A 14570-nucleotide genomic window follows, 5' to 3' on the forward strand; every position below is an offset into this window, starting at 1 on the left:
TTACTGGGGGAAGGTAGCAGCGGATGGAGCTCGACGGGAAGCTCGCCGTCGTCACCGGCGGCACGCGCGGCGTCGGCGCCGGCATCGCCCGCGCCTTCGTGGACGCGGGCGCCGAGGTCGTCATCTGCGCCCGCACACCGCCCGAAGCACCGCTCAAGGGCGCCGAGTTCGCGTCGCTGGACGTACGGGACCCCGATGCCGTGGAAGGTTTCTTCGACGCCCTGCCCCGCCTGGACATCCTGGTCAACAACGTGGGCGGCACCCCGTACCGGACGCTCGCCGAGGGCGACGCCCGCCGCCACGCCCGAGTCCTCGAACTGAACCTGACGGCCCCCCTGACCGTCTCCCTCGCCGCGTACGCGCACCTGCGGCGCGCCCGGGGCGCGATCGTCATGGTCGGCAGCGTGAGCGGCAGCCGCCCCTCGCCCGGCTCGGCGGCGTACGGCGCGGCCAAGGCGGGCCTGGAGCACCTGGCCCGCTCGATGGCGGTGGAATGGGCCCCGGAGATCCGCGTCAACACCGTCGTCCCCGGCATGGTCCGCACCGAGCGCGCCCACCTCCACTACGGCGACGAGGACGGCATCGAGGCCGTCGCCCGCACGGTCCCGCTGGGCCGCCTCGCCCGCCCGGCCGACATCGGCGCGGCGGCCGTCTTCCTCGCCTCCGACGCGGCGGCGTACATCACCGGGGCCGCACTCCTCGTCCACGGCGGCGGTGAGCGCCCCGCCTTCCTCGACGCGGCGACAGTCAACAACGGCAGCGGAAGCAGCGGAAGCAGCGGAACAGGCGAAGGAGGCATGGCATGAGGCCTGGCGAGAGCACACAACGACTCAGCACGCAACGGCTCAGCGCACAACGACTCAGCACCCAACGGCTCTGCGAGGGGCGCGTGGTCATCGTGACCGGCGCGGGACGCGGACTCGGCCGCGCCCACGCCCTCGCGTACGCCGCCGAGGGCGCCCGTGTCGTCGTCAACGATCTCGGCGTCGGCCTCGACGGCACACCGGACCCCGACAGCCCGGCGGCCCGGGTGGCCGACGAGATCAGGGCCGGAGGAGGGGAGGCGGTCGCCCACGGCGGCGACATCGCCACGACCGAAGGCGCCGCATCCCTGGTACAAACCGCCCTGGAGACGTACGGCCGCCTCGACACCCTCGTCAACAACGCCGGGTTCCTGCGCGACCGCATGCTGGTCAACCTCGACGAGGACGACTGGGACGCCGTCGTCCGCGTCCACCTCAAGGGCCACTTCCTGCCCCTGAAGCACGCCGCCGCCCACTGGCGCGCCGAGACCAAGGCCGGCCGGACCCCGGTCGCGCGGATCGTCAACACCAGCAGCGGAGCGGGCCTGCTGGGCTCGGTCGGCCAGGGCAACTACAGCGCGGCCAAGGCCGGGATCGTGGGCCTGACCCTGGTCGCGGCGGCCGAGCTGGCCCGGTACGGCGTCCAGGTCAACGCCATCGCACCGGCGGCCCGGACACGGATGACCGAGCGCACCTTCGTCCAGACGATGACCGCCCCCGAGACCGGCTTCGACACGATGGCCCCGGAGAACGTCTCACCCCTGGTGGTCTGGCTGGGATCGGCGGCGAGCACGGGTGTCACCGGCCGGGTGTTCGAGACGGAGGGCGGCCGGATCACCGTGATGGAGGGATGGCGGGCAGGGCCCGGCGTCGACAAGGGGGCACGCTGGAGCCCGGAGGAGGCGGGCGAGGCGGTACTGAAGCTGCTCGCGGGTGCGGAGAAACCAGGGCAGGTGTACGGCGCCCTCTAGCGGCGCGGGGAACTGCGCGAACAACGACAAACCGCAGTCGCCTGCGGTCGCCAGGGCACCCCCCGTCCCTAGCTCTCGGGCGCCCGTCACGTGTCACACTCCAGCACCGTCCGGCACAACCCACACCGAGCCCGCACCCGCCCTTTCACCGGCACCCTGATCCGCTGATGACAGGTAGGGCAAGGAAACGAAACCCTCAGCGGCCCCCGACCATCAGGACTGAAGGCGTACCCCACTTCGGGCGGCCCCTCGGACGGACCCGCGTGATCCTGCGCATACCGCCGATCCCTCGCGTACCGCCGCCGCCCGACCCAGCCGGCGGCCACGAGCGGCGGCTGCCGCTCGTCGAGCCGCGCCCGCCCCCGCCCCGCCGTGTACGCCGTGTACGCCTGCGGACTCGTGAACCACACCGAGGGGTCCTCACCGAAGACCTGCGCCCGCTTGGCCAGCACATACCCGAACTCCTCCGGCGTCAGATAGCCCAGCTTCTGCGAGGAGGCGGCGTCCTCCCGGTACGCGTCGAGGAGCAGCCACCCCGCGCCCAGATACGTAGCGGCGGTGTCGGTGAGGATCTCGTTGTCGCGAGTGCTCGGGAAGGAGAGGCCGAGGCGGTGCAGATACACATGCGTCACCTCGTGGGCCAGGGCCGCCCCGATGTCCCTGCGATGGTTGCGGAACCGGTCGTTCAGCTCGATGAAGTACTCCGGACCGGCGGCGAGTTCGACATTGGCCGCGTGCGTCATCTCACGGAAGCTGATGACCAACCGGGCGTCCGGCAGCCGATAGTGCCGCACCAGCTCACGGGCCACGCGCTGGGCGCCCAGATGGAGGTCGTCGGTGTCGGCGAAGGTGACGTCGACCGGGAGCACGCTGGCGCCGAAGGCGTGGACGGTGTCGTACGACAGCCGCTTGTAGAGCGCGGTGATCGACGCCCGCACGGTGTCCAGGTGCGGGTAGCCGTGCACCACGGGTCCGCCGTCCGCCACGTCCGCACCCCCTCGCGACGCCTCGACGCGCCTCGGTACCCATCCACTCTAAGACGTCGTCTCATTTGGAGTGCTGGGTAGTCTGCACGATGTGGTGATGGTCGAGCGCATGGTGCCGGACGAGTTGTGGGAACTGTTCCAGTGGGTGGTCCCGCCTGCTCCATCGCGGCCGCAGGGCGGCGGTCGGCGGCGGTACGGGGATCGTGAGGTGCTGGCCGCGATCATCTTCGTGGCCACGACGGGTTGCACCTGGCGGCAGTTGCCGCCGGTCTTCGGCCCCTCGGGGCCGACCGCGCACCGGCGCTTCACCGAGTGGACCGCCGCCCGGGTCTGGGCGAAGCTGCACCGCGTCATCCTCGACGAACTGGGCTCGCGCGGAGAGTTGGACTGGTCACGTTGCGCGATCGACTCGGTGAACATGCGGGCCCTGAAAGGGGGGACCTGACAGGTCCGAATCCTGTAGACCGGGGCAAGAAGGGCTCGAAGGTCCACTTGATCACCGAGCGGACCGGTTTACCCCTCTCGGTCGGGATCTCCGGCGCGAACCTGCATGACAGCCAGGCACTCGAGCCGCTGGTGCGCGGCATCCCGCCGATCCGCTCCCGCCGCGGCCCGCGCAGACGCCGGCCGGCCAAGCTGCACGCGGACAAAGGCTACGACTACGACCACCTGCGCCGATGGCTACGCAAGCGAGGTATCCGGCACCGCATCGCCCGCAAGGGCATCGAGTCCTCCACGCGACTCGGCCGACACCGTTGGACTATCGAGCGCACGATGTCATGGCTGGGCGGCTGCCGCCGTCTGCACCGCCGCTACGAACGCAAGGCCGAACACTTCCTGGCCTTCACCGCCATTGCCTGCAGCCTCATCTGCTACCGCAGACTCGCCAAATGAGACGACGTCTAAGTCGGTCCGGACCCTGGGCGGCGACGGTCGTCCCCCACCCGCCCCGTAGGGTGACGACCATGACCACCAGCAACACCAACGAGGCGAACACCGGCAGGGCTGCCGCGGCCGGCGAGGTCGACGCGGACGTGCGGGAGGAGCTCGCACGGCTGCGGGACAGCATCGACAACATCGACGCCGCCGTCGTCCACATGCTCGCCGAGCGCTTCAAGTGCACCCAACGGGTCGGCCACCTCAAGGCCGCGCACCAGCTCCCGCCCGCCGACCCGACCCGTGAGTCCCAGCAGATCTCCCGGCTGCGCGGCCTCGCCGAAAGCGCCAAGCTGGACCCGGCCTTCGCCGAGAAACTCCTCAACTTCATCATCGCCGAGGTCATCCGCCACCACGAACGCATCGCGGACGACACCCTGAACGGCACGACGGAAACGGCCTGACGACAGCCTCGGCCGAGCCCCGGCAGCACCCCCGGCCGAGCCCCCCACGCGGCGTACCCCGGCCGAGCCCCCCACGCGGCGTACCTCGGCCGAGCCCCGGCAGCACCCCCGGCCGAGCCCCCCCACGCGGCGTACCCCGGCCGAGCCCCCCACGCGGCGTACCTCGGCCGAGCCCCCCAGCGGAGCGCATCGGCCGAGAACCACGGCGGCACATGACTCCGGCATGCACAGGGGAGTGACATCCGCCCCTCCAGCGAGCATCCTGCGTGAGCACTCCTCGTCAGGCCAAGAGCACACGCAGTGAGGACATCTGGCCATGCCGTCGGAAGCCAAGATCCTCATCGTCGACGACCATGAGGACACGCTGTACGCCCTGGAGAGCGCCCTGGCCCCGCTGGGCCACCGGCTGACCCGCGCCACCAGCGGTGACGCGGCCCTCAAGGAGGTGCTGCGCGGCCGGATCGGGCTACTCCTCCTCGACGTGCGCATGCCCGGGGTCAGCGGCCTCGACGTCGTGCGCCACATGCGACGAGTGGAGCAGACCCGGCACATTCCGGTCGTCCTCCTCACCGGCTTCGGCCCCGACACCGAACTCACCACAACCGCCTTCCGGCTGGGCGTCGCCGACCTCGTCATGAAACCCGTCGACCCCTGGGCCCTGCGCACCAAGGTCCGCTACCTCTACGACACCCACGAACGCTCCCACGCCCTGCAACGCGAGGTCCGAGACCTCCGCGCCCGCCTCGGCAACCACCAGAGGGACGGCGCGGGAGGCCGGGCATAGGTCGCATACGACCGGGCACGGGGCGCGTACTACCGGACATAGGTCGCGTACCCGGCCCGGCCCTGTCCCGTGCCTGTGTCATCAGGCAGCATGTCCCCCATGTCCGTACTGACGCGCGACGAAGCGCAAGCTCGTGCAAAGCTCCTCGACGTCCACCGCTACCAGATCGCACTCGACCTGACGCGCGGCGACGAGACCTTCGACTCCCGTACCGTCATCCGCTTCACGGCACGCGGCAAGAAAAAGGGCACGGACACCTTCGTCGAGCTGAAGCCGGCCGAACTCCGCTCGGTCACCCTCGACGGCAACCACCTCGACCCCGACACCCTCACCGGCAACCGCCTGCCCCTCAAGAACCTCACCGAGGGCGAGCACGAACTGGTCGTCGACGCCGTCATGCGATACTCCCGCACCGGCGAGGGCATGCACCGCTTCACCGACCCCACCGACGACGAGACGTACGTCTACACCCAGCTCTTCATGGACGACGTCCAGCGCGTCTTCGCCGCCTTCGACCAGCCCGACCTGAAGGCCGCCTTCGAGCTGACCGTCACCGCCCCCGAAGGCTGGACCGTCCTCGCCAACAGCGTCACCGAGCAGCAGGACGACGGCAGCTGGCACGCCGCGCCCACCCCACCGATCTCCACCTACCTCGTCGCCGTCGCCGCCGGCCCCTGGCACTCCCTTCGCACCGAGCACCGCGGCCTGCCCTTCGGCATCCACTGCCGCCGCTCCCTCGCCCCCTACCTCGACGCCGACGCCGACGAGATCCTCGACGTCACCCGCGCCCTCTACGACCGCTACCACGAGAAGTTCGAGGAGCCGTACCCCTTCGACTCCTACGACCAGGCCTTCGTCCCCGAGTTCAACGCGGGCGCCATGGAGAACCCCGGCCTCGTCACCTTCCGCGACGACTTCGTCTACCGCTCCGCCGTCACCGACACCGAGCGGCAGACCCGCGCCATGGTCATCGCCCACGAGATGGCCCACATGTGGTTCGGCGACCTCGTCACCCTCAGGTGGTGGGACGACATCTGGCTGAACGAGTCCTTCGCCGAGTACATGGGCTACCAGACCCTCAGCGAAGCCAGCCGCTTCACCGACACCTGGACCGACTTCGGCATCGCCCGCAAGGCCTGGGGCTACGACGCCGACCAGCGCCCCTCCACCCACCCCGTCGCCCCCGAGAACGTCGACGACACCGCCGCCGCCCTCCTCAACTTCGACGGCATCTCCTACGCCAAGGGCGCCTCCGCCCTGCGCCAGCTGGTCACCTGGCTCGGCGAGAAGGACTTCCTCGAAGGCATCAACACCCACTTCGCCCGCCACCGCTTCGGCAACGCCACCCTCGCCGACTTCATCGACTCCCTCGCCGACGCCACCGAACGCGACGTCCACGCCTGGGCCGACGCCTGGCTGCGCACCACCGGAGTCGACACCCTCACCCCCAAGGTCACCCGAGGCACCGACGGCACCTACACCCTGACCGTCGACCACACCGGAAGCCGCCCCCACCGCATCGCCGTCGGCGTCTACGACCAGGACCTCACCGACGACCAGGGCAGCCACCTCACCCTGCGCGAACGCGTCGAACTCGACGTCCCCCAGACCGCCGAACAGCCCATCGGCAAGCGCCCCGCCCTGCTCCTCCTCAACGACGGCGACCTCACCTACGCCAAGGTCCGCTTCGACGCTGACTCCTTCACCACCGTCACCAACAGCCTCTCCGGACTCCCCGACCCGCTCACCCGAGCCGTCGTCTGGAACGTCCTCCGAGACGCCGTACGCGACGCCGAACTCCCCCCCACCGCCTACCTCGACGCGGCCCGCACCCACCTCCCCCGCGAAACCGACCTGGCCGTCGTCGAAGGCGTCCTCACCTTCGCCACCGCCCAGATCGCCGGCCGCTACCTCACCCCCGAGCAGCGCCCCGCCGCCCTCACCACGCTCACCGCCCTCTGCCGCGACCTCATCCGCCGCACCGAGGACGGCGACAACCCCGGCCTGCGCCTGATCGCCGTACGCCACTACATCGACGTCGCCGCGCACCCCGACACCATCGCCACCTGGCTCGCCGACGGCACCGTCCCCGGCGGACCCGAACTCGACCCCGAGCTGCGCTGGCGCGTCCTCGCCCGGCTCGCCGTCCTCGGCGCCACCGACGAGACCACGATCGCCGCGGAACTCGACCGTGATCCCAGCGCCGCCGGCCAGGAGGGCGCCGCCCGCTGCCGCGCCGCCCTGCCCGACCCGCAGACCAAGGCCAAGGCCTGGGAGGAGATGTTCGCCTCCGACCACCTCTCCAACTACCTCTTCATCGCCACCGCGCAGGGCTTCTGGCAGCCGGAACAGACGGAGATCCTGGGGGAGTACCTGGAGCGCTACTGGGCCGACGCGGTGGCACTCGCCGCCAGGCGAGGACCGGCGATCGCCGACGCCGCCGGGCGGTGGGCGTTCCCGGTGTACGCCGTGGACCCGGAGACACTTCGCTTGGGGGAGCGGTGCCTGGGCCAGGAGGACCTGATTCCCGCGTTGCGGCGGAAGCTGGCGGATCAATTGGATGATCTGGGGCGGGCGTTGAAGGTGCGCGAAGGGTAGTTCGTTTGCGAGGCGCGCCGTTGGGGTGCGCCGTTGGGGTGCGGGTTGGGGTGGCGGGCGTCTGCGGGCTGACGGCCGTCTGTGGCTGGTCGCGCACTTCCCCGCGCCCCTTCGCGGCGCGGCTCCCGTACCCCCTTTGGTTGTAATCGGTGGGCTTTTGGGGATGTGGCACCCCAATGGCCTACAAGATGGGACTCCCCGTGTCTTCGGAGGCCCGTCATGCCCACCCCACCCCTCGCCTCAGGCCCCCAAGGGCCCGACGCGCTACGGCCGTTGCTCGACACCGTGCTCGACGCGCTCGGCACGGGGGCGGCCGCACGCGGTGGACCCCTCCCCGCCGACGGCCCGGAGGCGGTCGCCGCACGGATGCGGGACGCACTCGGCGACCCGCTCCCCGCCGAAGGCGACCCGCACGCCCTCCACCGCCTCGTCCACGCCCTCGCCGCCGGCTCCGCGGACCCCGCCGACCCCCTGTGCGCGGCCCACCTCCACACCCCGCCCCTGGCCGTCGCCACCGCCGCCGACCTCGCGGCCTCCATCCTGAACCCGTCCCTCGACTCCTGGGACCAGGCCCCGGCCGCCTCCACCCTGGAAAGCCTCGTCACCAAGGCCCTGGCCGCCGAACTGCACTGCGCGGACGCCCTCGTCACCACCGGCGGCACCGAGTCCAACCAACTCGCCGTCCTCCTGGCCAGAGAGGCCCACGGCGGCGCGCAACTCGTCGTCGGCGCCAACGCCCACCACTCCCTCCACCGTGCCGCCTGGCTCCTCGGCCTGCCCGAACCCGTCACCGTCCCCGCCCCCGCCGGAACCCTCGACCCCGCCGCCCTCGACGCCGCCCTCACCCACCTCCAAGGGCCACGCGGCTCCCTCGTGGTAGCCGCCACCGCGGGCACCACCGACGCCGGACTCATCGACCCCCTCCCCGACATCGCCGACCTCTGCGAAGCCCACGGCGCCCGCCTCCACATCGACGCGGCCTACGGCGGCGGCCTCCTCCTCAGCGACCGGCACCGCGCACTCCTCGACGGACTCGACCGCGCCCACACCATCACCCTCGACCTGCACAAACTCGGCTGGCAGCCGGTCGCCGCCGGCCTCCTCGCCGTACGCGACGCACAAGACCTCACCGCACTGAACCACCGAGCCGACTACCTCAACGCCGACGACGACACCGAAGCCGGACTCCCCGACCTCCTCGGCCGCTCACTGCGCACGACCCGCCGCCCCGACATCCTCAAGATCGCCGTCACCCTCAAAACCCTCGGCCGCACCGGACTCGGCGCCCTCGTCGACCAGGTCTGCGCACTCGCACAGGACTTCGCCGACCTCGTCGAGACACACCCCCGCTTCGAGCTCTACGACCGGCCCACCATCAGCACCGTCCTGTTCCGGCCCACCGACGCCCCCGACGACACCGTGGCCGCCGTACGCCGAAACCTCCTCCATGACGGCCGAGCCGTCATGGGCCGCGCTCGACTCGACGGGCGCCTGTGGCTCAAGACCACCCTCCTCAACCCCCACACCCGGCCGGACGACCTGGCAGCGCTGCTGAAACTCGTGGAAGGAACCACCCCCCGATGAGCTCCACCCCCGACGCCCCACAACCCCCTCACCACGAGACCACCGAAAACCAAACGGACCACCACGAACCCGACGCCCCCCGCGACCTCATCGGCATCGGCATCGGCCCCGCCAACCTCTCCCTCGCCGCCCTCGCCCACCCCCTCGCCGAACTCGACGCCGTCTTCTACGAACAACGCCCCGCCTTCGACTGGCACCCCGGCCTGCTCATCGAGGGCAGCACCGTCCAAGTCCCCTTCCTCGCCGACCTGGTGACCCTCGCCGACCCCGCAAGCCCCTGGTCCTTCCTCACCTACCTCCGCGCCCGCGACCGCCTCTTCCCCTTCTACTTCGCCGAGCGCTTCCACATCCAGCGCGCCGAATACGACGCCTACTGCCGCTGGGTCAGCGAGAACCTCCCCGGGCTGCACTTCGGCCACCAGGTCGACTCCGTCCGCTGGAACCCCGAACGCGACCTGTTCGAAGTCGACCACACCCAACCCGACGGGGAGGGCGGAGCCGAAACCCTCGGCCGTACCTACGCACGCAACGTCGTCCTCGGGGTCGGCACCGAACCGTACGTCCCCGAACCCCTCAAGCCGCTCGTCGAGGCACCCGGCGTGCCCGTCGTCCACGCCGCCGACTACCTCGCCGAACGCGACCGCCTCCGCGCCGCCGAACACGTCACCGTCATCGGCGCCGGACAGTCCGGCGCCGAAGTCTTCCTCGACCTGCTCCGCCACCGGCCCACCGGACGCGAACGACTGCACTGGCTCGGCCGCACGGAGGCGTTCGCACCCATGGAGTACAGCAAGCTCGGCCTGGAACACTTCACGCCCGACTACACCCGCTACTTCCACGCCCTCGCCGAACCCACCCGCGACCGGCTCGTCCCCGCCCAGTGGCAGCTCCACAAGGGCATCGCCGCCGCCACACTCGCCGCCATCCACGACGAGCTGTACCGCCGCACCCTCGACGGCCGCTGGCCCGACGCCGTCCTCACCCCCGGCGTCCACGTCCGCACCGCCGGCCGCCTCGCCACCACCAAGGTCGAACTCCACCTCGAACACATCCAGCAGGGCACCCGCTCCCGCCTCACCACCGACGCCGTCGTCCTCGCCACCGGCTACCGCGAACGCCCCCTCGACCGCATCCTCGCCGGCCTCGACCCCTACATCCGCCGCGACAGCCGCGAACGACCCCGCGTCGACGAACAGTTCCGCATGGTCCTCGACCCCTCCGTCACCGCCTCCGGCTGCCACGTCTACGTCCAGAACGCCGAACGGCACACCCACGGCGTCGGCACCCCCGACCTCGGCCTCACCGCCTGGCGCAGCGCCACCATCCTCAACACACTCACCGGCAAGGAGCCCTACCCACTCCCCGGCCGCACCGCCTTCACCACCTTCGGCCTCGAACCCCGCCCGCAGATCCCGGCCGCCCGACAGGAGAGAACCCTCACCCCACTCACCGACGCAAGGTAATGGAAAGACAAAGAAGTAGGGCAAGAGTGGTGACGGCTGCAAGAAAACTGCCTACCTTTCGGCCATGACCAGCACCCGCGCAGGCAACACCTGGATCGCCGCTCACCGCTCCGCCGTGATCGACCCCCACGAAGCCTTCAAACTCTTCGAGGTCCGAGGCTTCACCGACCAGACCGTACGCCAGACCCTGCGCCCCGCCGGCGGCGGCGAGGCACTGCGCGTCCGCCTCAGCAACCGGTACGGCAGAACCCCGCTGGAGATAGGCGGCGCCCACCTCGCCCGCCGCACCGAAGGCAGCGCAATAGCCCCCGACTCGGACATCACCCTGCTCTTCGCGGGCGCCGAGACCGTCACCATCCCGGCCGGCGAGGACATCGTCAGCGACCCGGTCGAAACAGCCGTCACCGCCGGCGAGGAACTCGCCCTCAGCCTCTACCTCCCGGGCGACACCGGCCTGTCCACCTACTCCGCCATCCCCTACGACATCGGCCACACCGTCCCCGGCAACCAACTCACCGCCGAGACCCTCGACGAATCAGAAGAGCTGATCACCGGCCACTACATCACCGGCATCGACGTCCTCGCCCCCGAGAACACCCACATCGCCGTAGCCTTCGGCGACTCCTGGATCGAGGGCATGGCCACCACCCCCGGCACCGGCAACAGCTTCCCCGCCCAACTCGACCGCCGCCTCACCAACGGCTGGATCGTCGCCCCCGGCATCTCCGGCAACCGCCTCCTCGCCGACGAGATCGGCGCCCACCTGCTCACCCGGATCGAACGCGACGTCCTCAGCGTCCCCGGCGCCACCCACGTCATCGTCCACGTCGGCCTCAACGACCTCGGCCTGCCCGGCGCCATCGCCTTCCCCGAACCCGCCAAACTCCCCACGGCCGCCGACCTCATCACCGGCCTCACAACCCTCGCCGACCGCCTCCACACCGCCGGACTCACCGTCATCGGCTCCACGATCGGCCCCTACGCCGGCACGGTCTACCCCGGCTACGACACCGAAGAGGGCCAGACCGTACGCGCCGAGGTCAACACCTGGCTCCTCGGCGACACCCACCCCTTCGACGCGATCATCGACGTCGCCGCCGCCGTCGCGGACCCGGACCACCCCACCCGAATCCGCGACGAGTACAACAGCGGCGACGGCCTCCACGTCAACGACGCCGGCGCGAAAGCCATCGCCGACGCCGTCGACCTCGGTCTGCTGAACCTCTAGAGAACCTTGAAGCCCTAGAAGACAGGCGTACCGTTCCGCGTCAGCTTCCAGTCCACCGAAGCGAACGCCGCCGGGTCGATCGACCCCTTCGCCTTCACCCACGCGATCATCGTGTTACGAATCTCGTCCGAGTTCGACCACAACAACTGGGCCGCGGCGACATGCGGGAAGTTCCCGCCACCGTTGGCCCGGTAGTTGTTCACCGCGAACACGAACTTCTTGTCGTCCGCCAACGGCGCACCCTCGAACCGCACATTCGTCACCCGCGAACCCGCCGGCTTCGCGATGTCGATCTCGTACGACAGACCACTCACCGCGTCGTAGTTGTAGTCCGGCGTACCGTTCGCATTCGTCAGCTTCGCCGGATCGATCACCGCGTCCGCCGCCGTCTGCACGAAGTAGTTCGCCGAGTACTCCAGATACGCCTTCATCTGCGCACCCGTCATCAGACGCGCCTCCAGCGTGTTCTCGAAGACATACAGACCAGCGACATCCCGAATGGTGACATTCCCCGCAGGAATCACCGCACTGCGCGAAAACGCCGCAGCCTGTGACAACACCGGCAGCGACGCATACTCACCCGACGCCAGCGCCTGCTTCACCGTGTCCGCCTGGATGTGGTTGATCAGATCGATGATCGCCACATCCTTGTACGGCGCCTCCACCGACGTCATCTCGGCCGCGTTCGTACCGATGATCTGGTTGACGTACGCCACGACCTTCGTGTGCTCGTCCCCCAGCATCTTGACGATCTTCGGGTCCTCCTCCACCGCGTTGGAGTTCAGAACCTTGGCCGCCACCTTCTCGACCTTCCAGCAACCCTTGGCCCACACCAGCTCGAAGTCGAACAGCGTCAGCCGCTGACCCCACTTCAGCGGCTCCGACAACACGACCTGCTTGCCGGTCTCCTTGTTGGTGACGAAGTACTCCGGGATCTCCGTGTGCGCGTGCCCCACGAGAATCGCGTCGATGCCCGGCACCTGCTCGGCCACCAGCCCGGCCGCGTTCTCGATGTACGGCAACTGGTCACCGTACGAGGACGTACCCGAAGAACCGCTGTGCGCCGACACGATCACGACGTCCGCACCCATCGACCGCAGCTTCGGCACCCACTTCGCCGCCTGCTCCTCCAGCCCCGGGAACGTCATCTTCCCCTGCACGTTCGCCTTGTCCCAGATCGCGATGCCGGGGTTGGTCAGCCCGAGAACAGCCACCTTCACATCACGGCCGTGCGGGGTGCACAGCCGGTGCATGCTGTACGGCGGGAACGCCGGCCGCAGCGTCTTCGCGTCCAGCGCGTTGGCACCCAACAGCGGGAAACGACACTGCTCCTGGAACTTCCGCAGCACCGGAATGCCGTAGTTGAACTCGTGGTTGCCGAGCGCGGCCGCGTCGTAGTCGATCGCGTTCATCGCCTGCGCCATCGGGTGCACCGGGCCGCCCTTGGCGGTGATCGGGTCGACCTTGGCGTAGTAGTACGACAGCTGCGTGCCCTGAATGGTGTCGCCCGCGTCGATCAGCAGCGTGTTCCGCCGCCCCTTCTCCTTACGGATCTGGTTGACGAGCGTGGAGATCTTCGCCAGACCCACGTCGTTGTGCGCCTTGTCGTCGAACTCCTTGTCCGTGAAGTAGTCCCAGTTGAAGACGTTGCCGTGCAGGTCGGTCGTCCCCATCACGGTGAACTTGTACCGCTTCGGATCCTTCGCCTTGCTGTCGACCGCCTCGGCCGCCTGGGCGCTCGGCGCCGCGGCAGCACCGGCGATGGCCACCCCCGCACCGGTCACGGCGGACTTCTTCAGGAACTTCCGGCGGTTCAAGGGCATGTCTGACTACTCCTCGGGGAACGGAACACAACGCGCGTAGACAACCATGCGGACAACACCGCCCACATGGACAACGCGCGTAGATTCTGACGCGTCCATTCCCAACGGCAACAGACCCCGCAGGTTGCGATCTGGTGACCTGCCCACACCCCAACCGGGTGACTGGTGACAGAGTGGGACGTATGACCGCCAGCCCAGAGGAAGCCGCCCCCGCCGTCCCCTACGGAACCCCCGAAGCCCCCCGCATCGCCGTCCGCGGCGAAGCCCGCCTCGAAGTCGACCCCGAACTCGCCCGCATCAGCGTCACCGTCGCCGCCCGAGGCAAAGACCGCCGAGCCGCCCTCGACGACCTCACCCGCCGCAACGGCACCGTCCTCGACCTCATCAAGACATACGGCGACGCGGTGGAGAGACTGGAGACAGGCGCCTTCTCCATCACACCGGAACTGAAGGAGAAGGGAAGAGGCGAGCGAATCCACGCGTACCACGGCCGAGTCCACATCACAGCGGAGCTGACGGACTTCACGGCACTGGGTGAACTGACGACCCGCCTGGCGGACCTGGACCTCACGAGAGTCGACGGCCCGTGGTGGTCCCTGCGCCCCGACTCACCGGCACACAGGAAGGCCCGCCAGCAGGCGGTACGGGAAGCCGTACAGCGCGCGAGGGAGTACGCGGAAGCCCTGGGCACCACACTGGCAGCCCTGGTCGAACTGGCCGACATCGGCGCCGAAGGCCCCGCCAGACCCCTCGCCCCCGCAGCCCCCGGCGGCCGCATGCGCTCCATGGCAGCCGCCGAGGAAACCGCCGCAGCCCCCCTCGACCTCGAACCCCAACGCCAACGCGTCTACGCACAAGTCAACGCCCGCTTCACCATGGCACCACCCAAGCTGTGAGACATGCGCCCGGCGCACACTTAACGACTTGTCAATTACCTTCCACGCAAAGGCCGTTGAGTAGTCACGCACCACCAAATCACTACCCACCGGT

At 69.8% G+C, this 14570-nt stretch carries 12 protein-coding genes; 10 read left to right on the forward strand and 2 right to left on the reverse strand.

The annotated features are described in order from the left end of the window. Positions 1–23: 23 nt before the first annotated feature. Together SGFS_RS42015 and SGFS_RS42020 are read left to right on the forward strand one after the other, a co-directional pair. Positions 24–806, forward strand: a complete 783-nt coding sequence (locus tag SGFS_RS42015; protein ID WP_286257588.1) for an SDR family oxidoreductase — start codon at positions 24–26, stop codon at positions 804–806. Next, positions 803–1774, forward strand: a complete 972-nt coding sequence (locus SGFS_RS42020; RefSeq protein WP_286257589.1) for an SDR family oxidoreductase — start codon at positions 803–805, stop codon at positions 1772–1774. Before SGFS_RS42015 ends, SGFS_RS42020 begins: the two co-directional genes overlap by 4 nt. 86 nt (positions 1775–1860) lie before the next feature. Here SGFS_RS42020 and SGFS_RS42025 read toward each other — a convergent pair whose 3' ends face one another. Next, the gene (locus tag SGFS_RS42025) at positions 1861–2760 is read right to left on the reverse strand and encodes a hypothetical protein (RefSeq protein ID WP_286257590.1); all 900 of its coding nucleotides are present in this window, start codon (positions 2758–2760) and stop codon (positions 1861–1863) included. 97 nt (positions 2761–2857) lie between these two features. On the opposite strand from SGFS_RS42025, the gene SGFS_RS42030 reads away from it, so the two are divergent. From SGFS_RS42030 to SGFS_RS42060, 7 genes are all read left to right on the forward strand, one after another. Next, positions 2858–3654, forward strand: a protein-coding gene (locus tag SGFS_RS42030; protein WP_434025902.1) for an IS5 family transposase whose coding sequence is annotated in 2 segments (ribosomal slippage) — positions 2858–3193 and positions 3196–3654 — 795 coding nt in all. Because the reading frame shifts where the segments join, the coding sequence is not laid out codon by codon here. Between the two features lie 71 nt (positions 3655–3725). Further along, positions 3726–4100 (forward strand): chorismate mutase, encoded by a 375-nt coding sequence (locus SGFS_RS42035; protein WP_286257592.1) that lies wholly within the window; start codon positions 3726–3728, stop codon positions 4098–4100. 316 nt (positions 4101–4416) lie between these two features. Then, positions 4417–4884 (forward strand): response regulator, encoded by a 468-nt coding sequence (locus tag SGFS_RS42040; protein ID WP_286257593.1) that lies wholly within the window; start codon positions 4417–4419, stop codon positions 4882–4884. 90 nt (positions 4885–4974) lie between these two features. Continuing rightward, positions 4975–7482, forward strand: a complete 2508-nt coding sequence (pepN, locus tag SGFS_RS42045; RefSeq protein ID WP_286257594.1) for an aminopeptidase N — start codon at positions 4975–4977, stop codon at positions 7480–7482. Between the two features lie 219 nt (positions 7483–7701). Beyond that, complete coding sequence (locus tag SGFS_RS42050) at positions 7702–9066, forward strand: pyridoxal phosphate-dependent decarboxylase family protein (RefSeq protein WP_286257596.1); 1365 nt, start codon at positions 7702–7704, stop codon at positions 9064–9066. Beyond that, the gene (locus tag SGFS_RS42055; RefSeq protein WP_286257597.1) at positions 9063–10529 is read left to right on the forward strand and encodes a lysine N(6)-hydroxylase/L-ornithine N(5)-oxygenase family protein; all 1467 of its coding nucleotides are present in this window, start codon (positions 9063–9065) and stop codon (positions 10527–10529) included. Before SGFS_RS42050 ends, SGFS_RS42055 begins: the two co-directional genes overlap by 4 nt. A 64-nt stretch (positions 10530–10593) precedes the next feature. Beyond that, positions 10594–11757 carry a GDSL-type esterase/lipase family protein gene (locus SGFS_RS42060; RefSeq protein ID WP_286257599.1) on the forward strand — a complete coding sequence of 388 codons (1164 nt, stop codon included), beginning with the start codon at positions 10594–10596 and terminating at the stop codon, positions 11755–11757. Positions 11758–11771: 14 nt separating this feature from the next. On the opposite strand, the gene SGFS_RS42065 is transcribed toward SGFS_RS42060, so the two are convergent. Then, the gene (locus SGFS_RS42065) at positions 11772–13580 is read right to left on the reverse strand and encodes a bifunctional metallophosphatase/5'-nucleotidase (RefSeq protein WP_286257601.1); all 1809 of its coding nucleotides are present in this window, start codon (positions 13578–13580) and stop codon (positions 11772–11774) included. Between the two features lie 182 nt (positions 13581–13762). Between SGFS_RS42065 and SGFS_RS42070 the strand changes: the two genes are divergently transcribed. Next, complete coding sequence (locus SGFS_RS42070) at positions 13763–14476, forward strand: SIMPL domain-containing protein (protein WP_286257603.1); 714 nt, start codon at positions 13763–13765, stop codon at positions 14474–14476. Positions 14477–14570: the final 94 nt, after the last annotated feature.

The organism is Streptomyces graminofaciens, from assembly GCF_030294945.1.
GTDB lineage: Bacteria > Actinomycetota > Actinomycetes > Streptomycetales > Streptomycetaceae > Streptomyces > Streptomyces graminofaciens.

Coding starts and splice junctions, on each gene's coding strand:
- SGFS_RS42015 (WP_286257588.1), top strand. CDS start 24: ATGGAGCTCGACGGGAAGCTCGCCGTCGTCACCGGCGGCACGCGCGGC.
- SGFS_RS42020 (WP_286257589.1), top strand. CDS start 803: ATGAGGCCTGGCGAGAGCACACAACGACTCAGCACGCAACGGCTCAGC.
- SGFS_RS42035 (WP_286257592.1), top strand. CDS start 3,726: ATGACCACCAGCAACACCAACGAGGCGAACACCGGCAGGGCTGCCGCG.
- SGFS_RS42040 (WP_286257593.1), top strand. CDS start 4,417: ATGCCGTCGGAAGCCAAGATCCTCATCGTCGACGACCATGAGGACACG.
- pepN (WP_286257594.1), top strand. CDS start 4,975: ATGTCCCCCATGTCCGTACTGACGCGCGACGAAGCGCAAGCTCGTGCA.
- SGFS_RS42050 (WP_286257596.1), top strand. CDS start 7,702: ATGCCCACCCCACCCCTCGCCTCAGGCCCCCAAGGGCCCGACGCGCTA.
- SGFS_RS42055 (WP_286257597.1), top strand. CDS start 9,063: ATGAGCTCCACCCCCGACGCCCCACAACCCCCTCACCACGAGACCACC.
- SGFS_RS42060 (WP_286257599.1), top strand. CDS start 10,594: ATGACCAGCACCCGCGCAGGCAACACCTGGATCGCCGCTCACCGCTCC.
- SGFS_RS42065 (WP_286257601.1), bottom strand. CDS start 13,580: ATGCCCTTGAACCGCCGGAAGTTCCTGAAGAAGTCCGCCGTGACCGGT.
- SGFS_RS42070 (WP_286257603.1), top strand. CDS start 13,763: ATGACCGCCAGCCCAGAGGAAGCCGCCCCCGCCGTCCCCTACGGAACC.